Origin of the sequence: Mesorhizobium sp. M7A.F.Ca.US.007.01.2.1, from assembly GCF_003998165.1 — a bacterium.
Taxonomy (GTDB): Bacteria; Pseudomonadota; Alphaproteobacteria; order Rhizobiales; family Rhizobiaceae; genus Mesorhizobium; species Mesorhizobium ciceri.
Genome location: NZ_RZQP01000067.1, coordinates 1 through 19,193, shown reverse-complemented (window position 1 = coordinate 19,193; position 19,193 = coordinate 1). Strand labels below are relative to the sequence as shown.

19 protein-coding genes and 1 tRNA gene are annotated in these 19,193 nt (G+C 60.7%); 12 read left to right on the top strand and 8 right to left on the bottom strand.

Annotated elements, in window-relative coordinates:
• Nucleotides 1-55: 55 nt before the first annotated feature.
• Both EN949_RS14750 and EN949_RS14745 read left to right on the top strand, forming a co-directional pair.
• Complete coding sequence (locus tag EN949_RS14750) at nucleotides 56-1,066, top strand: ligase-associated DNA damage response exonuclease (RefSeq protein ID WP_127370741.1); 1,011 nt, start codon at nucleotides 56-58, stop codon at nucleotides 1,064-1,066.
• A gap of 4 nt (nucleotides 1,067-1,070) precedes the next feature.
• A complete protein-coding gene (locus EN949_RS14745) occupies nucleotides 1,071-2,672 on the top strand; it encodes a cisplatin damage response ATP-dependent DNA ligase (RefSeq protein WP_127370740.1) in 1,602 nt (533 codons plus the stop codon).
• A 20-nt stretch (nucleotides 2,673-2,692) separates the two neighbouring features.
• Here EN949_RS14745 and EN949_RS14740 read toward each other — a convergent pair whose 3' ends face one another.
• The gene (locus tag EN949_RS14740) at nucleotides 2,693-3,832 is read right to left on the bottom strand and encodes a hypothetical protein (RefSeq protein WP_063169966.1); all 1,140 of its coding nucleotides are present in this window, start codon (nucleotides 3,830-3,832) and stop codon (nucleotides 2,693-2,695) included.
• Between the two features lie 330 nt (nucleotides 3,833-4,162).
• On the opposite strand from EN949_RS14740, the gene EN949_RS14735 reads away from it, so the two are divergent.
• Nucleotides 4,163-4,238, top strand: a tRNA-Thr gene (locus EN949_RS14735).
• Nucleotides 4,239-4,287: 49 nt separating this feature from the next.
• On the opposite strand, the gene EN949_RS14730 is transcribed toward EN949_RS14735, so the two are convergent.
• From EN949_RS14730 to EN949_RS14705, 6 genes are all read right to left on the bottom strand, one after another.
• Nucleotides 4,288-5,268, bottom strand: a complete 981-nt coding sequence (locus EN949_RS14730) for a GlxA family transcriptional regulator (protein ID WP_063169965.1) — start codon at nucleotides 5,266-5,268, stop codon at nucleotides 4,288-4,290.
• 29 nt (nucleotides 5,269-5,297) lie between these two features.
• Entirely contained in the window at nucleotides 5,298-6,110 is an 813-nt protein-coding gene (locus tag EN949_RS14725; RefSeq protein WP_063169964.1) for an alpha/beta hydrolase, read from the bottom strand.
• 75 nt (nucleotides 6,111-6,185) lie between these two features.
• On the bottom strand, nucleotides 6,186-7,328 hold the full coding sequence (locus EN949_RS14720; RefSeq protein ID WP_063169963.1) for a glycine betaine/L-proline ABC transporter ATP-binding protein: 1,143 nt from the start codon (nucleotides 7,326-7,328) through the stop codon (nucleotides 6,186-6,188).
• A complete protein-coding gene (locus EN949_RS14715; protein WP_127365806.1) occupies nucleotides 7,321-8,148 on the bottom strand; it encodes a proline/glycine betaine ABC transporter permease in 828 nt (275 codons plus the stop codon). Before EN949_RS14715 ends, EN949_RS14720 begins: the two co-directional genes overlap by 8 nt.
• Before the next feature lie 85 nt (nucleotides 8,149-8,233).
• Nucleotides 8,234-9,223, bottom strand: coding sequence for an ABC transporter substrate-binding protein (locus EN949_RS14710; RefSeq protein ID WP_164746276.1), 990 nt, complete (start codon nucleotides 9,221-9,223; stop codon nucleotides 8,234-8,236).
• 11 nt (nucleotides 9,224-9,234) lie between these two features.
• Nucleotides 9,235-11,364, bottom strand: coding sequence for an FAD-dependent oxidoreductase (locus tag EN949_RS14705; protein ID WP_245459008.1), 2,130 nt, complete (start codon nucleotides 11,362-11,364; stop codon nucleotides 9,235-9,237).
• Between the two features lie 95 nt (nucleotides 11,365-11,459).
• Between EN949_RS14705 and EN949_RS14695 the strand changes: the two genes are divergently transcribed.
• The 9 genes from EN949_RS14695 (at nucleotide 11,460) to EN949_RS14660 (ending at nucleotide 17,468) form a co-directional block, all read left to right on the top strand.
• A complete protein-coding gene (locus EN949_RS14695; protein WP_342030131.1) occupies nucleotides 11,460-12,362 on the top strand; it encodes a LysR substrate-binding domain-containing protein in 903 nt (300 codons plus the stop codon).
• A 446-nt stretch (nucleotides 12,363-12,808) separates the two neighbouring features.
• Complete coding sequence (locus EN949_RS14690; protein ID WP_013527958.1) at nucleotides 12,809-12,997, top strand: DUF2158 domain-containing protein; 189 nt, start codon at nucleotides 12,809-12,811, stop codon at nucleotides 12,995-12,997.
• A 151-nt stretch (nucleotides 12,998-13,148) separates the two neighbouring features.
• The gene (locus EN949_RS14685) at nucleotides 13,149-13,580 is read left to right on the top strand and encodes an acid-shock protein (RefSeq protein ID WP_024503413.1); all 432 of its coding nucleotides are present in this window, start codon (nucleotides 13,149-13,151) and stop codon (nucleotides 13,578-13,580) included.
• A gap of 45 nt (nucleotides 13,581-13,625) precedes the next feature.
• Nucleotides 13,626-14,168 carry an RNA polymerase sigma factor gene (locus EN949_RS14680; RefSeq protein ID WP_024503412.1) on the top strand — a complete coding sequence of 181 codons (543 nt, stop codon included), beginning with the start codon at nucleotides 13,626-13,628 and terminating at the stop codon, nucleotides 14,166-14,168.
• Between the two features lie 116 nt (nucleotides 14,169-14,284).
• On the top strand, nucleotides 14,285-14,707 hold the full coding sequence (locus EN949_RS14675; protein ID WP_245458408.1) for a hypothetical protein: 423 nt from the start codon (nucleotides 14,285-14,287) through the stop codon (nucleotides 14,705-14,707).
• The gene (locus EN949_RS14670) at nucleotides 14,704-15,159 is read left to right on the top strand and encodes a periplasmic heavy metal sensor (protein ID WP_063169958.1); all 456 of its coding nucleotides are present in this window, start codon (nucleotides 14,704-14,706) and stop codon (nucleotides 15,157-15,159) included. Before EN949_RS14675 ends, EN949_RS14670 begins: the two co-directional genes overlap by 4 nt.
• Before the next feature lie 111 nt (nucleotides 15,160-15,270).
• Entirely contained in the window at nucleotides 15,271-15,558 is a 288-nt protein-coding gene (locus tag EN949_RS14665; protein WP_013527963.1) for a hypothetical protein, read from the top strand.
• A 174-nt stretch (nucleotides 15,559-15,732) separates the two neighbouring features.
• Complete coding sequence (locus EN949_RS36545; protein ID WP_245459005.1) at nucleotides 15,733-16,071, top strand: hypothetical protein; 339 nt, start codon at nucleotides 15,733-15,735, stop codon at nucleotides 16,069-16,071.
• Nucleotides 16,035-17,468: a sulfatase-like hydrolase/transferase gene (locus EN949_RS14660; protein WP_245459003.1), complete on the top strand. Its 1,434-nt coding sequence runs from the start codon at nucleotides 16,035-16,037 to the stop codon at nucleotides 17,466-17,468. Before EN949_RS36545 ends, EN949_RS14660 begins: the two co-directional genes overlap by 37 nt.
• A gap of 5 nt (nucleotides 17,469-17,473) precedes the next feature.
• On the opposite strand, the gene EN949_RS14655 is transcribed toward EN949_RS14660, so the two are convergent.
• Nucleotides 17,474-19,054 carry an indolepyruvate oxidoreductase subunit beta family protein gene (locus tag EN949_RS14655; protein WP_024503408.1) on the bottom strand — a complete coding sequence of 527 codons (1,581 nt, stop codon included), beginning with the start codon at nucleotides 19,052-19,054 and terminating at the stop codon, nucleotides 17,474-17,476.
• Between the last annotated feature and the right edge of the window lie 139 nt (nucleotides 19,055-19,193).

Below are 19,193 nucleotides of genomic sequence, written 5' to 3'. Positions count from 1 at the left end.
AGCAGTGACTTACAACAGGCTTCCCGCCGCGGAATTATATCCTATCTTGGAGACCATGCGCACCAGTGTTCTGCTTCATCCCCGGCCCGAGGGCCTCTATTGCCCCCCGGGCGATTTCTTCATCGACCCGGTGCGGCCGGTCAACAGGGCACTGATCACGCATGGCCATTCCGACCACGCGCGTTCCGGCCACCGCTCGGTGCTGGCGACGCAGCAGACGCTCGACATTATGGGGCTGCGCTACGGCGAGGATTTCGCTGGCACGACGCAAGCGGCACAACTGGGTGAGACGATTGCCCTCGATGGCGTCAGCGTCAGCTTCCATCCGGCCGGCCATGTGCTGGGCTCGGCGCAGATAGCGGTCGAGCATCAGGGCACGCGCATCGTCGCTTCCGGCGACTACAAGCGGCAGAGGGACGCGACCTGCGCGCCATTCGAGCCGATCCCGTGCGATGTGTTCATCACCGAAGCGACGTTCGGCCTGCCGGTGTTTCGCCATCCCCCAGACACCGAAGAAATCGCCCGCCTGCTGAAATCGGCCGCGCAGTTCCCTGAACGCTCGCATCTGGTCGGCGCCTATGCGCTGGGCAAGGCGCAACGGGTGATGCGGCTGTTGCGCGACGCCGGCTACGACAGGCCGCTCTACATCCATGGCGCGCTGGCCAAGCTCAGCGAATATTATCAGAGCCAAGGCGTCGATCTCGGCACCCTCGAACCGGCGACCGTCGAAAGCGGCGGCAAGGATGATTTTGCCGGCGCCATCGTCGTCGGCCCGCCTTCGGCCTTCGCGGATCGCTGGGCGCGGCGGTTTCCCGATCCGATCTCGTGCTTTGCGTCAGGCTGGATGCGCATCCGCCAGCGCGCCAAGCAGGGCGGCGTCGAACTGCCGCTGATCATCTCGGACCATGCCGACTGGGATGAGCTGACCGCCACCATCAAGGAGACCGGAGCCGAAGAGGTCTGGGTGACGCATGGCCGCGAGGAGGCGCTGGTCCGCTGGTGCGAGCTCAAAGGCATCGCGGCGCGGCCGCTGCACCTGGTGGGCTACGAGGACGAGGGCGATTGAAGCCATGAACCGCTTCGCCGAACTTCTCGACCGTCTGGTGCTGACGCCGTCGCGCAACGGCAAGCTGACCTTGCTGACCGACTATTTCCGCAGCGTCGAGGATCCCGATCGCGGGCTGGCGCTGGCAGCCATCACCGGTGATCTCCACATCGCCGCGGTCAAGCCGGCGATGCTGCGCATGCTGGTCACGGAGCGCATGGATCCGGTGCTGTTCGGCTATTCCTACGACTATGTCGGCGATTTGGCCGAAACGGTGTCGCTGGTCTGGCCGCAGACGCCCGGAAATATCCCGAACCGCGAGCCGACGCTTGGCGAGGTCGTGGCCAAACTGCAGGCGGCAAGCCGCTCCGACGGACCGAAGGTGCTGGCAGGGCTGCTCGACAGCGCCGGCATCTCGGCGCGCTTTGCCATCATCAAGCTGGTCACCGGCGGTCTGCGCATCGGCGTGTCGGCGCGGTTGGCCAAACAGGCGCTGGCGGATTTCGGCAAGGTCGAGGTCGCGGAGATCGAGGAGCTTTGGCACGGGCTGACGCCGCCTTACACGGCACTGTTCGCATGGCTGGAAGGCAAGGCCGAAAAGCCGAGGAACACCGCGATGGCGTTGTTTCGCCCGGTGATGCTGTCGAATCCCGTCGGCGACGGCGATCTCGAAAAGCTCGATCCGGCCGATTATGCCGCCGAGTGGAAATGGGACGGCATCCGCGTCCAGGCGGTGGCCGAAGGCGGCATCCGCCGGCTCTATTCGCGCACCGGCGACGATGTTTCGGGCGCCTTTCCGGACCTCGCCGAGGCCATGCATTTTTCCGCAACGCTGGACGGCGAACTGCTGGTCGGCGATCCCCGGGAGGCGACGGGAACCTTCTCCGATCTGCAGCAACGGCTGAATCGCAAGACGGTGGCACCGAAGATGCAGCAGCAATACCCGGCCTTCATGCGCTGCTACGATCTGCTCCAGGTCGGCGGCGAGGATTTGCGCGCGCTGCCGTTTCGCGAACGGCGCGGCCGGCTGGAAAGCTTTGTCGCGACACTCGACCCGAGCCGTTTCGATCTGTCGCCATTCGTCGACTTCACGGACTGGCAAACGCTGGAGGAACTGCGCCGGGCGCCGCCGCATCCGATCATCGAAGGCGTCATGCTGAAGCGCTGGGACTCAGCCTATGTCGCCGGCCGGCCGAAAGGTCCGTGGTTCAAGTGGAAACGCGATCCGCACACAGTGGACGCGGTGCTGATGTATGCGCAGCGCGGCCACGGCAAGCGCTCGAGCTTCTACTCCGACTATACGTTCGGTGTCTGGTCCGGTGCCGAAGGCGAGGAGGAGCTGGTGCCGGTCGGCAAGGCCTATTTCGGCTTCACCGACGAGGAGCTGAAGCAGATCGACAAATATGTCCGCGACAACACGGTCGAGCGTTTCGGCCCGGTGCGCTCGGTGCGCGCCGACCGCGACAATGGCCTGGTGCTGGAAGTCGCCTTCGAAGGACTGAACCGCTCGACCCGGCACAAATCCGGCGTCGCCATGCGCTTTCCCCGCATTTCGCGATTGCGCTGGGACAAGCCGGCCAACGAGGCCGACCGCATCGAAACGCTGCAGGCGCTGCTCGACCGCTAATTTCGCGCGTGCAGGGTTCGCTATGGCTCGATCGAAACGCGGATTTCGTAGATGTCGGCGGCCTTGCCCTGCTTGTCGAAGTCGGAATTGATGGCAATGGTGCCGGCCGAGCCCGGATGCTTGTCGGGAAACTGCACGTCGAACAGATATTCGTTCTGCTGCTGGCCGACTGCGTAGCGCTTGCGGCCGCAGTCGCCGAGTTCGCCGAAATTGCAGTCGACGGAAATCTGCGTCTCCTTGCCTTCCTCGGAACGGGCAATGATGTCGAACACGGCATGTTTGCCGGCCAGTTTCTCCAGCACGCCTTGTCCGACGTCGAAGCTGATCGCCGAACCGGACGCGCCGGAACGGATGCGCAGGAACGAACCGGTATCGTCCTTCATCACCTCGGCCCTGGCGTCCGACGGCGCGCTGACATGCGATGCATCGGCCGGCGAAAACACATTGATCCAGTCGCGCGACTGGTCGGCGGCGCCGGGCTTTGCCGGACCGCCGTCGGCCGGTGTGAAATCGTCGTCCTCGACGGTCGGCGGCGCTTCAGGCGGGGCGGTATCGAGCTGCGCCGACGTCTTGAAGACGCCGGTCTGCACGGCGAAGAACAGGCCGATGCCAACTGCTGCCAGCAGTGTCACGGTCAGGAAGATGGCGGTCAGCGGCAGGCGACGCCCTCTTATGCGTCGTTCATCGCGGTCGGGCGCCACTTCCGTGGTCGCGCCGGCCGAGGCCGGAACCGACATGTCGATGGCCGGAGCATCGGGAAGCGTGGCGTCCGGCATGATGTCGGGAACGACGGGCAGGACGCGCGAGCGCGGCGCATCGGCAGCGGATTGCACGGGGCCGTCGACGACGACATCGGGGGACGATGCCTGTCGGCCGGTTTCGACCGCGGGCGCCGAGTCCGCTCCGAGTTCGACCGCCGGTGCATCGCCCTGCGGGCCGACATCCGGCACCGCCGGCAGGAACTCGGATTCGATTTCGGTGATTTTCGCCTGGATTGCCTTGCGGCGCTTGATGGCGACCTCAACGGTCACACCGGGATTGGCCTGGAGCGCGCGATCAAGCGCGGCAAAAGCCGAGCGATAGACCCTCTCGCGGAACGCGCGGTCCTCGGCATTGCCTTTCTCCAAGGCGTTCCGGATCGCTTTTTCGATCGCGTCCAAGCGGGTCCCTCTGTCTTTGCCTACCTTGCCGTGATCGTTAGCCGCAGGCGACCAATCAATCAACGGGCGAGCGGCGCATTCTGCCTCGCAGAGGTATGCAAAGTCCATTCCGGCGCTGTTCCGGCAACAAAATCAGCATGTTTCACCGATTTTCACGCGCGGAGAGCGCACGTACCGTGCGCCGCATCCCTTGGCGATTGATTGGCGGACAAGGCGGCGGCCGGCTTTCGAGGGTGCCATGACGCCGCCGCAGGAATTGCCAAGTCGCATCTTGAATTCGCGCCCGGTTGCGTCTATCACCGCCGCATCTTGGAGGCGTTGGCTTCCCGGGCCGCTTTAGCTCAGTTGGTAGAGCACCGCATTCGTAATGCGGGGGTCGCGTGTTCGAGTCACGCAAGCGGCACCATTTACTTGTTCACAGCCGTCCATTCGTTTGGGGCCGCAACCCCAACATCTCACGACCTAGATGGGACGGCTGACGTGCCTCGGGACTGCTTGAAGTCGGTGGGAGTAAGGCCAGTTTGGCGCTTGAAGGCGCGGCTGAAGTGTCCCGCATTGCTGAAGCCACAGCGGAATCCAATCTCGCCCATGTTTAGGTCGCTAACCTCGAGGAGCGTCTTTGCGTAGTGCACGCGTATCGCGAGATATGCCGACAGTGGGCTCCTACCGATTTCAGCAAAAAACAACCGTTCAAGCTGTCGTCTCGAAACGCTGAGCGATCTTGCAATGTCGCTGACAGCCAACGTTTCTTGGACGTTGCTCTCCATGAGAAGGAGGGCACGCCTCAGTTGTCTACTTTCGGCGTTTGGGAAAAGATCTCCCACGGGCTGGACGTCGCGGGTCGTCCTGACCCGATCAAGAATAAGGATCTTGGCAGCTTTCTCGCTAGCTTTCTTACCAATGGACTCTGCCACAAAATGACCAGCCAGGTCGGCCGCTCCGACACCGCCAGCGCAGGTTGCGCGGCTTCTGTCGACGGAGAACAGGCTATCCGCATGTGCCAAGACTTGCGGGAACATGGTACGGAAATCTTTGACGTGGAGCCAGCTCACGGACACGTTGTAGCCGTCCAGCAATCCATATCGAGCGAGTACGAAACTGGCTGTGCAGAGCGCCGTCAATCGAACTCCGCGCGATGCGGCCTTTAGCAGGAAGGCTTCCTTCTGGCTTCCAAGAGTATCGCCCGTGTTCAGAAGCCCGCCAACGACAACGATATCGTCGTATTCCTCCGGGTGCTGGAGTTCTCTCGTCGGCATCACTTCGATGCCGCAACTTGCGCGGATAGGCAAACCACGCTCGCCAACCACTTGCCAGTCGAACTCTACTCTTCGACTCCGATCATCCTCGTCGCCCGCAAGCCGCAGCGTGTCGACGAAAAGCGCAAACGGCGAAAGCGTAAAATGGCGCGTCAGCAGAAACGCAAACTTTCTGGCCATCTCTCGTCATCACCGGTTAGGTCGGAGAACTACTGCAGCGTATCGAAAAGTGCCGCGACGATCATTTCAGGCGCATCTTCCTGGACGAGATGACCTGCTTGAGGCACGGCCGTCATCACCCCGTTGGTGAGCTTCTCGGACAATTTCTGTCCTTGCGCGATTGGGATCCACTCGTCTTCACGACCCCATAGAATTCGAACGGGAAAATTCATCGGCCTATAAAGCTTTTCGACTTCGTCGGTGAATTTTTGATCCATTTGGGCGATCTGTCGATAGAAGGCCGGCTTGCCTACGGGCCCAAGCCAAGGCTGCATATAGAGGTCCAGAGCTTCGCTGCGAAGGGTCTGGAACGCCGCGCCTTGCAGGTACGCTCGCAAGATCGATTCGTGAATGTAATCGGGGGCGCCGGCAAACGCGGCTTCATGCTTTCGCGCATGCTGCACCAAGGCGGAGCCCCAAGGGGCGACCGCCACAGGGTCGACCAACAACAGGCTACGATACCGCACATCGTTAAGATAGTGGGTGCGAAGTGCAGTCGAGCCGCCAAAATCATGACAAAGGACGTCAGGCTCCTTCACGCCCCACTCCTTCAACAGTGAGGCAAAAAGTTTGTTCTGCACGCCTAGCGACACATCCTGACCATCCGCCTTTGCGGATTGACCATATCCGAGGAGATCGAAGAAATAGACCGTCCGGCGTGAAGCTATGAGAGGCGCTATGCGGCGCCATACTTGTGACGAAAACGGCGTTCCATGAAGCATCACCAAGGGAGCGCCCTCCCCGATCCGGCCCCACGCAACGTCCTGGCCTTCAAAACGAAACGACTGATCTAGCTTCAGCATCGGTGCCTCTTGATAACCTCTATGATGATGATTGCGGAAATCGTGCCAAGGCGGAACGATCCCGAGCGACATAGCCTATCGTTCTGCGCGGTTCCCTGGATTCGCCGGCTGATTGGCAGAGTACAACACCGGTCGAAATGAAATGGTGCCCCCACCGTTTTCGCTACCCCACAGTCCGCCGTATCCAATCATGGCCGCCATGATCTGGTCCTTTGTCACTCGACCCAACGGTTTGCCGTGTCCGTCGACGACGACGCTCTCGTGCCCGCCATGCTGGCACATCAGCTTTGCAGCCGCATTCAGGGTGGTGTCAGCTGAGAGAAGAGATTTCGGCAAAGCGCTCGCCGGATTTGACGGCGTCATAATCGCGTCAACTCGTATTATACGTCCTCTGTTGACGTCCTTTACAAACGAGGCCACGTAGTCATCTGCCGGCCGAAGAACGATGTCCTGGCTCGAACCTTGTTGAACCACCTCGCCGTTGCGAAGGATGGCAATCTGGTCTCCCAGTCTCAACGCCTCATCAAGATCGTGCGTGATGAACACGATCGTTTTTTTCACCTCCTGCTGAATATTCCGCAGCATCTCCTGCATGTCTGACCGAATGAGGGGATCGAGGGCAGAAAACGCCTCGTCCATCAGCAGGATTGGCGAGTCGCTTGCCAAAGCCCGAGCCAACCCGACACGTTGCTGCATGCCGCCCGAAAGCTGGTTCGGATACCGGTCTTCAAATCCGTTCAACCCAACGCGTGAAATCCAGCGCATCGCCTTTTCACGATGCCTATAGCGATCGCCGCCTTGGATCTCCAGGCCGTACAGGGTGTTCTCCAGAACGTTGCGATGCGGAAGCAAAGCAAATTTTTGAAACACCATCGCCGTGGTGTTGCGACGAAAGGCCCGCAAAGCATGCTCATCCAATTTGAGAACGTCCTGGCCGCCAACGATGATCTGGCCAGCCGTCGGCTCAACCAGCCGGTTGATGTGCCGTATCAAGGTGGATTTCCCGGATCCCGAAAGGCCCATTATGACGTGGACCTGACCAGCAGCCATATTGATGCTAACGTCGTTCAGTCCAAGGACAAGCCCGTGGCGTTCGTTCAACTCATCTTTCGTCATCCCTCTCGCCAATGCATTCAGGTGGTTGTTGGCATTGGCTCCGAAGATCTTGAACAGATGTGAGATAACGATTCCGACTTGTTTTTCTTCACGATCAGGCATGCATGGCGATACCAACAATGGCTAGTCCATTGAACAAACCCAGCGTGAAATACTGATTGTTGATCGCTTTGAGGACCGGTTGACCCAAACCCTGCACCCCGATCATCGAGGCAATGACGACCATGGCTAGTGCCATCATGATGGTCTGATTGACGCCAGCCATGATGGTCGGCAGCGCCAGGGGAATCTGGACGTCTCGCAGCTTTTGCCAATTGGACGAACCGAAGGCATCGGCCGCCTCTAATACATCCTTGTCCACGAGGCGGATGCCCAGATTTGTCAGCCTGATCATGGGAGGGATCGCATAGATTACGACGGCTATCACACCAGGAACCTTGCCGATTCCCAGCAGCATCACCACCGGGATCAGATAAACGAAGCTTGGCATGGTTTGCATGACATCGAGTACCGGATTGATGACCCTCTGGATGCGCTCCGATCTCGACATCGCAATTCCAACCGGCGCACCGAGCACGATGGCTATGATCGTCGAGACAAGGATCATGGACACCGTCTTCATCGTATCGTCCCACATGCTCAGGAACCCGATTGCAACGAGGGTGACGACGGTTCCAGCCACGGTTGTCAAGTTTCGGGATGCAAGCCATGCCAGCCCAGCCGCCAGCGAAATGATCAGCGGCCAGGGCGTGTCGGTTAGAAAGTGCTCGCACTTGATCAGAAGGTACTGCAACGGCGCGAAAACGCCCTCAATTGAATCGCCGTATGTTCGGGTGAAGGTTCGAAAAGCGTCATCCAGCCCCTTTTTGACAAGCCGCAAGGCCTCGTCATTGAGATGGGGAAAATTTGTCAGCCAATCCATGAGGAATTCTCGGTCGGTCAGCCCAGTGAGGGCAATGGCGGTCGCAATGATGGCCGCTCTAAAGGCCACCACCGCGACACGTTGATTAAAGTGCCGCTTTGATTTTTCCGGCGACGCCGACCGGGACCCACTTGGCCCAGATATCCTCGCGTGTCTTGAGGAAATACCTTGCCGCATCGTCACCAGTGGCCTGGTTGTCGGTCATCCAGGTCAAGAGACCGTTCACCGTATCGTTGGACCACGACCGGGTTTGCAGGTACTCCATCACTGCGGGATCAGTACGATCCGAAAAGCCTTTCGTGACGATCGTCTTTACTCGATCTTGCGGCCAAACGTTTGGCTTTGGATCGGCACAATCCGCCACTGTATTGCAACGCTTCCATTCAGCCTGATTGTAAGGAACCCCGAAGTCGAGCTTCACCATTTCATACTTTCCCAGAATCGACGTCGGAGCCCAATAGAATCCGAGCCAGCCTTGGTGGCGCTCATATGACTTTGCTATCGATCCATCCAAGCCGGCTGCCGATCCGGTGTCGATCAAGGTGAAGCCGGCTTTTTCAGCGCCGTAGGCTTTGAAGAGCTGCGTTGTAACAACCGTCGCGCCCCAGCCCTGAGGCCCATTGAAGACCGCCCCTTTCGATGAATCTTCAGGTGCTGGAAAGAGCTCCGGATGTTTGAGCGCATCCGCAATGGTTTTGATATCCGGATGTGCTTCGGACACATACTTTGGAATCCACCACCCGTTGACGCCACCATCTTTGAGGGCCGCGCCAGTTTCAACAAGCTTGCCTAGCTTGATGCCGGTAGCGACAACATCTGGCAGCAGATCGACCCAGATCTCGGGAGCAACATCGGGCTTTCCCTTTTCGATCATGGAGGTGACCGTCGGCACGGTGTCCCCTTCGAGAATTTCCGCATCACATCCGAACCCAGCTTTAAGAATGAACTTGTCCAGGCTTGCCAGCACTTCAGCGCTCTGCCAATTCATGCTGGAGATTGTCAGCTCACCGCAGCTTGATGCAGCATTCGCAGGGAGTGACTCCAGTACAAGAATTGTCAGGCATGCCGCCGCCAGTGGGAGATTTTTCACGTCGTTTCCCCTTTCATTTGCCTATGTGTTACTGAGTAGCGCGCTTGATCGGAGCCGGTCTGTCCGGCGACCGTGATGACGGAACAGACACGCAACGCATCAAAGAGCGCAGCATGGATGTTCCTCGAAGAGACCGCGTCACCAATCCGGAACAACACGAAATCACCGGCCGGGTTCACCGTTCGGTACTCGGCTTTGCCGTCCAATAGAGATGCTACTTCTATTTGGCCGTTGTTGACTGAATGACTTTGAAGATCGAAGTACAATTCAGCGTTTTCTTCCGTCCCGACTTCATAGAAGACATGATCGGCCTGGAATTTTTCTTCCAGGTCGGTGAGGACGTTTCGCACGGTGACGGTCAAACGGTTGCCGTCAGGGCTCAAGGCAACGATCTCACGGTCGGTGAGGAAGTTCACCCCGCGCTGATACAGGTTGCGCATGCCGACGCCGTAGTTCGTCGGCCCGAGATTATGAAGAGGTGTGCGATCCGGCGTTAAGAGAGTGACGCAAGCACCGGATTGGGTTGCTACCTCCGCCGCCACCAGCGAGTGATGGTCGCCTCGATCGTCGAAAATGATGACCTCTCCAACAGGAGGCTGTCCGGTGAACACGTCCCAAATCGGCCGGGCAAGATGCGCGCCGCCAATGTTCAGCGAGCGCGGCAGTGCGCCTGTCGCGATCACCACCAACACAGGTTTCTCACGCAGGATGTCCTCGGCTTCCGCCAGCATGTTGTAGCGAACATCAACGCCGAGATGCTCGAGTTCATTGACCAGCCAATCGATGATCCCGCGCATCTGGCGCCTGGTGGAACCTCCGGCCGCCATGTTAATCTGTCCACCCAGCTGGTTGGACGCTTCGAACAGGGTCACCCTGTAACCCCGCTCGGCGAGAACACGGGACGCCTCCAGTCCTCCTGGGCCTCCACCAACAACGACAGCGCGCAAACCCGCTATTTCATGGCGGCGAAAGCGATGCGGGAAGAAACGCTCGCGACCGGTCGCGGCATTCTGGCCGCATAAAGCGTCTTTGCCTTGATTAACCCGGTCTGCGCAGTAGTTCATTCCGACGCAGGTGCGGATACGATCTTCCTGCCCGGTTTGCAGCTTTGAGACCAGGTAGGGATCGGCGATGTGAGCCCTGGTCATTCCCACCATATCGACAATGCCGTCGCGCAGGGCATGGCGAGCAGTTGCGATATCGGCAATGCCTCCTGCATAGAATATAGGTAGTGAAACGGCCTCACGTATGTCTTTGGCAACTCCAAGGAAACGGGCTGCGGGAGTGCCCATAGGAGGCATCCATTGAGCCAAGCCCAGATCGTCGTATGGCGCTCCCGCAAGCACGTTGAGGAAGTCGACCAGGCCGCACTGCTCAAGCCGCTGGGCGATCTCGATGCAGTCCTCGCGGCTGAGCCCACCTTTGAGGAAATCGTTACCGGTGATCCTCAGTCCTATGATGAACTCGTCACCCACAGCATCGCGGACGCCGTTCAGGACGTCGAAGGTGAGTCGAAGCCGGTTCTCCAGGGAGCCGCCATAATCGTCCTGTCTGAAATTGATCAGAGGGGATAGGAATTGTCCCAGCAAGTGCGAGTGCGACAGGATTTCGATTCCGTCAAAACCGCCCTTTTTGCATCGTGCCGCCGCGGCCGCAAAGTCCTTGGTGACGCGTACTATATCAGCCCTTTCCATACTCTTTGGATAGGCTCGGTGCGCCCGTTCTCGCGTGTTAGATGGTCCTATTACTGGCAGCCATTCCCCTACGTCGCTGGATGTACGCCTCCCCATATGTGTCAGCTGACACATAATCGCGGCGCCATGGGAATGAACGCCCCCGGTAAGCAGTTCAAACCAAGGCAGGATGCTGTCATCGCCGGCATAAAGTTGCCCAAACGCGGACGGGCTGTCCGACGAAACGTTGGTCGATCCCCCCACCACCGTTAGAGCAAGCCCTCCCTTGGCCTTCTCCTCATGATAGAGCCGGTAGCGCTCCGTAGGCCAACCGTTCTCTACATAAGCCGGCGCATGAGCGGTGCTCATAATCCTGTTTCGAAGTTGCAGAGACCTGAGCTGGAATGAATCGAGCAACGGGTCATTTTGTCGATGGCTATCGTGAGATGGCACTCTTGGCTTCCTCAGCGTATTATGGCTGGGACTATGATTACGGGGTGCTTTTCGGATAGTCAGCGTAAGATCGATCACGCCTGAGGTAAATCAGATTGACGTCTCGTCCGCCTTTGAGATTGCCGCCACTACACAGTCTGGTCGCGTTCGAAGCGGCGGGAAGCCACATGAATTTTACCGCTGCGGCTCATGAGTTGAATGTCACCAGGGAAGCGGTAAGCATGCAGGTCAGGCTCCTGGAATCCAGGCTTGGCGCCAAATTGTTCGAGCGGGGGCAACGAGGCGTGGCACTTACAGAATATGGGCGCCAATTTCACAATACAGTTTCAGAAAGCTTATGGCTGATCTCAAGGGAGTTTAACGAGAAAGTCGCTGACATTCCGGCAAATGTAACAGTTAGTACAACCGTTGCATTTGGAAGTTGCTGGCTGATGCCGAGGTTGGCTGATTTTCGAATTCGCAATCCCGGGATCAATATAAAACTGGTTGAAACCGATGAATGCTTGGATATGAGCAAATTCGGGATAGACATTTCGATTAGATATGGTCGCGGTGACTGGAATAAATTGAAGTCCGAGAAAGTGTTTAGTGAGGAGTTTTTTCCGATTTGCAGCCCAGGATATGTAAATTCTGTCGGCGCCGAAAACTTCCGCAAGTTTCAAAACGTGACGCTGCTGCATCTAGATGGGCGGGCTCACGAATGGGAGAATTGGGACAAGTGGCTTGAATTCGCGAAGCTAACTTCTTTACGCCCTCAGCAAGGAATCTGGTTTCAAAATTACGACAATCTGCTGCGGGCCACCCTCGAAGGGCAAGGGTTGGCGTTGGGATGGACACGCCTTGTTGAGGAGAAGCTGTCAAATGGGAGTCTCGTACGCCCTTTTGACCTCGCCTTCACGACCGGCAATGGCTACTACATTGTTGAAGCTCCAGCGAATGCTCCAAATCGTGCCAGCAAGATCTTTAGGAACTGGATACGCGACAAAATGCGCATCTAGTCCCGTCGCCGTCGGGCGCTTATGGAAACCATGCAAGGATTTTTTCGTGTGTAACAGCGCCGTTACCCGCTGAAGGCCGCACACAGTAGTGTTCTTGTACATCGCGGATTTATACTGATTCGTAACTGGCCAGCTTTCCAGTTGAGTTCATGGACGACGCGCCCTCACTGGGATGGCCGATCCCATGCCGACTCAAGGCGCGGGCAAGGACGTTACGGGACGATCTCTAGGGAACTCGTTGCGACCCGCTTGGCATCGAAAACGATTTTGATTCTAATGGCTTGAGCCGGCAATTGGCTGCCCGCAAGCGCACCATCCCCCCTCCTTTTCGTCGTCTACCCCTTCGCATCTGGTGCAAAGGATTGCGGCGCCGGCCTGGCAGATCTGCCATTGTCGAGACCCCGGTTTGGTGTGAAACTCATGGCCTCAGCATGGGAGGTCAAAAAATGCCCAACAATTTCAAGACCGGAGACGTGGTCAAGCTGAAATCCGGAGGCCCCAGGATGACGGTCAGCGATGGCGCAGCCTCGGGCATGTATCTGTGCCACTGGTTCAATCGCGAGGGCGAGGTGTGGACCCCGCAGCATGCCGGGTTCAAGCCCGAACAACTGATTGCGGCCGACCAGTCGGACTAGAGCTCCTTCCATCCCGATCGACGGGATGCGCACCCGAGCACGAACGGATCAGCACGCGCGACCGACGGATTTTCCGGGTCGCGGCGTTTAACGGTTGAAGCGCGATGACGGCACAAGCCGTCTGCGTCGCGCCAAGCTGGAGACGCACAACATGATCAGCCGTTCGATATTAGTCGTTGCCTTGAGTTTGCAGACCGTTGCGGCTCTTGCCCAGGCAACGACCCCGCCTGCACCGCAGACCGCCGCGCCACTTGCCGCGCCAGGCGCGTCGGGGAGCAGGTCCGACATCACGCTGGCCAAATTCCAGAAGCGGCGCGAAAAGGCGATCATGGCGGCCGACACGGATGGCGACGGCAAGATCAGCCTGCTGGAATGGGAGGCCTTTCAGGCGAAGCGCAACGTCAAGGGCGACGCCGCCAGATCCTTCGCGCGGATCGATTCCAACCATGACGGCTTCATCGATCGCGCCGAACTCGATGCGTTTTTCGCCAAGCGCTTCGCCCGGCTGGACAAGAATGCCGATGGCATTCTGACAGCCGACGAACTGCCGGGCCACAAAACCGCTCCCAAGCAAGAGCAATGACCAAGAGGCAATGACGCGCGATGAACATCGGGAGTGCGCCGACTGATGGCTGCGGATCCGGACGAGGAGCTGGTTCGCCGTGTCGGCGCCGGCGAGCCGGCAGCCGTGCAAACGCTCGTCGCGCGCAAGCTGCCGCGTATCCTGGCGCTTGCCGTGCGCATGCTCGGCGATGCGGCGGAGGCCGAGGATGTCGCGCAGGAAACCTTCGTGCGGATCTGGCGCCATGCCGCGAGCTGGCGGCGCGGCAATGCGCGCTTCGACAGCTGGATCCACCGGGTGACGCTCAACCTTTGCTACGACCGGCTGCGTCGCAGGCGCGAGTGGGTGACCGGCGACCTGCCGGACGTCGCCGATCCTGCGCCGCTTCCCGATGCTCATTCCGAGGAAGAAGCCCATCGGGTCGAACGGGCGCTGCAAGCCATAGCGCCGCGCCAGCGCGAAGCGATCGTTCTGGTCTACTATCAGGGGATGTCCAATATCGAGGCGGCAGCGACACTGCAGATCAGCGTCGATGCCCTGGAAAGCCTGCTCGCGCGCGGCCGGCGGTCGCTGCAAGCGATCCTGGCGGAGGATGGCGCCGATGAGTAAACGCCGGGCAAGCAGCAACGCAGCACGGCCATTGCGCCTTGCTGGTGCCGCCTGGCGCTCGGCGCCGACGGGCAAGGGGGAGACACATGGCTGAAGGGTCCAGGAACGAACCCGCAATGGATGCCAGGCGCTTTGCCGCCTTGGCGCAGGCCTATGGCGGCGACTTGCGGCGATGGCCCGAGGCCGAGCGAATGGCCGGCACGGTCTTTGCCGCAAGCGACGCGGGCGAGGCCATCTTGAGGCAGGCCGGGACACTTGACGCGCTGCTCGACAGCTACCGCGTCGACGCCCCCGGTAAAGCGCTGCACGGCAGTATCCTGCAGGTCGCCGGCCGGCACCTTGTCCAACGCCGGCGGCAGCGGTTCTGGTGGCTGGGGCTGGGACTCGCAGGCATTGGCCTGGCCGGCGCCGTGGCAGGACTGGCTTTGGTGACCGTCATCACGCCCGAGGTCCAGCCGGACCACACTGTGCTGGATGCCAATGTGACGGCGTTTGGCGATGCCGGCCCGGATGCCGAGAACGGTGAGGAAAGCCTATGAGTACGCGCTGGGTCCGTGGTCTGGTCATTGCTTCCGTGGTGCTGAACGTCTTTCTGGCCAGCGCATTTGTCGGTGGCGCGGTCTGGCTGAGAAATGCCAAATCGGGCTTCTCGCTGGAATCGGCCGGCCGACACCTTCCCGACCAGGATCGCAAGGCGTTCCGCGAGGCGCTGCGCCAGGTTCGCGTGCAGTCCCGTCAGATCATTCTCGATGGCCAGCAGGCGAGGCAGGAGGCAGCGGACCTGTTGCAGCAGCCTGTCATGGACAAGGCCGCCTTGTCCGCCGCCCTGGAACGGGCACGCGATGCCGATGTGACGGTGCGCAGCCGGCTTGAACAGGCCATTGTCGACTTCGCGGCGAGCACATCGCCTGAAAACCGGAGCGTGCTGGCACAGGCGTTGCTGCGCCATATGGAACGCCGCGCCACCGTTACGCCAAAAAAATCGCCATGACGACCGACGGAAAAGACCGGAGACGCCGTTTAACGATGCGAAGGGACAAGCCTGCCCTGTGCACCATACAGGACGGCCATCTTCATCGTCGAAAGCACTCGGAGTCCAATTATGAGTCGCCTGAAAAACTATGCAGCAACCGCTATCCTGGCCATCGGTGGAACTGTCGCGACAGCCTCCGCCTCCAGCGCAATGCCCATCGTGTCCGTTGCGAAGCCAGCCACCCCGGCACTGGTCGAGCATGTCCGCTGGGGCTGCGGCATCGGCTGGCACCCCAACAGATGGGGCCGCTGCGTGCCGAACGGCGTCGTCGTCGTGCGCCCGCGCTACCACTACTGGCACGGTCCGGCCTACGTCTGGCATCCGCATCATCACTGGCGCCACTGGCACCATTACTGATCAAAGCACCGCGGGGCCAGGCACCTTTCGGGGCGGCCCCGCGCGAGCGCTGGCGCGCACCGGACAATCCCGACCAGCCGAGTTAAGGTTAAATCCACTATACATTTGTTCTTAGCCCGCAAATAATCGAAGAATTTCCCGAAACTGTGCTCAGGCATCTTCGTGGGAAAATCTGTGGTTCAGCTTCAAGGTCTTGGACGGGTGCTCTGCCATCCGCTGACGCTGGCCGTGGTCAGCCTTGCAGGCGTCTTCGCCGCCGGACGGGCCGAGCACGAATGGCTGTCGGTGCCGTTCTCGCTGGCGCTGGTGGCTGCCCTTGCCGGACTTCTGTTCCTGGCTTCGGGGCGCCTTGCCTTTTCCGTCTACCTCGCCTGGATGGGCATTGCCTTCGTCACCGTGGTTTCGGCGATCAAGTTCCGGCTGAAGGATTTTCGCTGCACTTCTACGACACGGTCTTCGTGTCGAGGGACCCGGAAGTGTATCGTTTCCTGCTCGGCTCCTACCTCCATCTGATCGCGCCGGTCGTCATTGCCCTAGGGCTCGGCATCGGGGCGGCGGTGCTTCTGTTCCGGATCGATCGGAAAATCGGCTGGCCGGTGTCGGCACGCGTCCTGGTCATGGCGGCGCTCGTCGTTCTGGTGCCGCTGACCTTTCCGGCCGAGGCCTCGAAGGACCGCTATTTCTACTACATGCAGGGCCGGCACATGTCGGCCTTCTTCGTCTCGCTGCTGGATTTGCACAACCTCGTTGTAGAATCGGGCTTCGAAAAGCGGCTGCAAGCCGTGGCGCCGCAGCCGCCTTTTGCCGACACGGTCGATTGCGGCGACCGGGCTGATCTTCCCGACGTCTTTTTCGTGCTCAGCGAAAGCCAGTCCGATCCCGGCTATTTTCCGCAGGTCGGCAACGGCGCGGGATTCCTGCAGAGATTCGCACCGGGGGCCGGCACGCCGCACCAGATGCAGGTCGAGACGTTTGGCGGCGGCACCTGGATCACCAATCTGTCGCTGATGACCGGCCTGTCGGCCACCGATTTCGGCTGGCGAAGCCCCTATCTGACCATCACCCTGCAGGACAAGGTCGCCGGAGCCTTGCCGGAGGTGCTGGCGCGCTGCGGATATCGGACTGTCGTGATGACGCCGATGGACTTTTCGTTCGTCAATGAAGGGCCGTTCCTGAAATCGATCGGTTTCGAGACCGTGCTCGACATCAAGGACATCGCCGCGCCCTTCTATCACCTGCGCGACAACTTTTATTACCAGGCGGCCGAGGCATTCATCGCCAGGCACCATAGGGAAGACGGCCGGCCGCTGTTCCTCGAAATCCAGACCATGTTTCCGCACTCACCCTATGAGGGGCGGATGGAGCCCGGGCTGAAGGTCGAGGGCGAGCCTTTCTCGGGCGATTTCCAGGCCAATGAGTATCTGCGCCGGATGGCGGTAGCGCGCGGCGATTTCCAGGATTTCCTCGACAAGAGGCAAGCGGATGCCGGTGAACGCGGCGCCGTGGTGCTCGAATTCGGCGATCACCAGTCGTCGGCGACCAAGCCGTTCGTCGAGGCGATCGCCGGGGACGACGCCTTGGCGACCCCTGGCTCGCTTGCCTATCGCACTTTCTACACGCTCACCACCTTCAACCATCCTTTGCGCCATCCGATGCCTGACCTGGCGCCGCTCGACATCGGCTTCCTCAGCGCGAGCCTGCTCGACGCCGCCGGCCTGCCGATGTCGCCTGTCATGGCCGACCTCGTGCGCCTGCGCGACCATTGCGGCGGCAGGTTTCATGGTTGTCAGGATCGGGCGGAGGTCGATGCGCATCTGCGCCGGCGCGTCGATTCAGGCCTGCTGCATCTGTTCCCGGAAGCGGTGCCGCTGCGTGGGCTGGCGCCGCTCCAATCGGTAGATGCTCGCTAGTTATCTCAGCCGATTTTATCTGGCCCCAGCGTCGCCACGGTCTTCAGCGCACCGTCCAGCATGTCGCCCTTCTCGTCCTTCAGCGCCATTTCGCGCAGGCGGCGGATCCAGTCGGCGGCGTCGGTGCGGCCCTTGACCATGTCGAGCGCGGACAGCACCCGGTCGAATTTCGACTGCGCCCGGACATGGGTGTCGCTATAGCCCTTGATCAGCCGGCGGCAGTTGAGGATTTCGACGGCCAGTGCGTAATCCTGGGGCACATGGTCGAGCGCCAGCGCGTACCAGCCATCGAGATGCGCGATCTCAACCTTGTGGCGCAGCAGGCTGCGGCGCCAGCGGCGCAGGCCACCGATGAACCACAGAGCGGCAAAGCCGGCAAAACTGTCGGTGCGGATGCGGCGGCCATGGTTGATGCGACGGTCGAGAAAGGCGGCGAGCTTCGGCCGGTCCTCGATGTAGCTGCCCAGACCCGCCGGCAGCGTGCCGCAGAACTCCTCGATGCGCGGATGGAAATATTCGGTCACCTGCAGGATCGAGCCATCCTTGACGCCGACCTCGCGGCGCACGCGTTTGTCGCGCGTCGAACGTGTCTTGAGATCGGCGACGCGGATCATGTCGTCGTAGCACAGCGCGTTGGCCAGATGCTTGGCGGCAGCGATGGACAAGCCATAGCCCTGAATCGGCCCGTCCAGCGCGACGGCCTTGTCCAGCCGGTCGAGATAGTCGCGCCCATAGGCGATGTCCTGATAGTCGACGACCTTTCTCAAGCCTCGAAGCGCCATGTCGCGCACGGCCACCGGCAACAGATCGATGCGGGCAGCCAAGGCCTGCCAGCCTTGCAGCAGGTTTTGCGGGCCACTCACCTGTCCTGCGCCCAGGGCAGATTCGACGATCGCTGGCTCGGCCGGCCTAGGCGCCGGTGCTGCCGTGCCGCGCGCACGATCAAACGCGGCCCCGAAGGCGGCGAGGCTGGCCTTGACGCCCCGGCCGCCGGCACCGATCGCCTGTTCGTAGCTCTCGCGCGTGAACGGCAGGGCGCCGGACCCTGCCAGCGCGCCAAGCAGGCTGGCCGAGATCATCGAGCCATTGTCGGCGGCGATCTTCTCCATATCGAAAGCGATGAAGCGTTTCGATGCGGCTTCCGCCGTCGCGTGCACCTTGGACGACGAGGCGCGGCCGTCGCCCGGTTCGATCTTTTCCGACACGGCGGCGATGCGGTGCGACGAGGCGATCAGCGTGGTGCGCTCGGGCGTGACGAAGCCGCGAATGATGGCGCGGCCGGCTTCCATCAACTCCGCCGCGATCAGTATGTCGACATCGCCCTGCGAGGGCGACAGTGCAAAGACCGGCAGCCGGCCGGTGTCGCGGGCCATCTCGACATAGTAGATGGTGGCGCCGGTACGCTGGGCGACGCCGGCGACCGAGGTCGACTGCGCGACATAGCCGTTGCGCTCGGCGACATCGGTAATCCAGTCGGCGAGCACGCCGCCGCCCTGGCCGCCGACCGCCAGCACGGCGAGCTTGATGACACGCTCACCATCCTGAGCGCCGGCATGGGCGCGAAGTGGGGGGACGGCGTCAAGCATCGGCGAAAGTCAGGCGCCGGCTTTCGCGGCGACGCTGCAACAGGCTGATGGTGGCGCGGCGCGCGGCTTCCAGGAAGCGATCCCAGCGGCTTGGATTGTGGACGACGTCGGCGCGATAGAAGGACGGGCAGAGCACCGC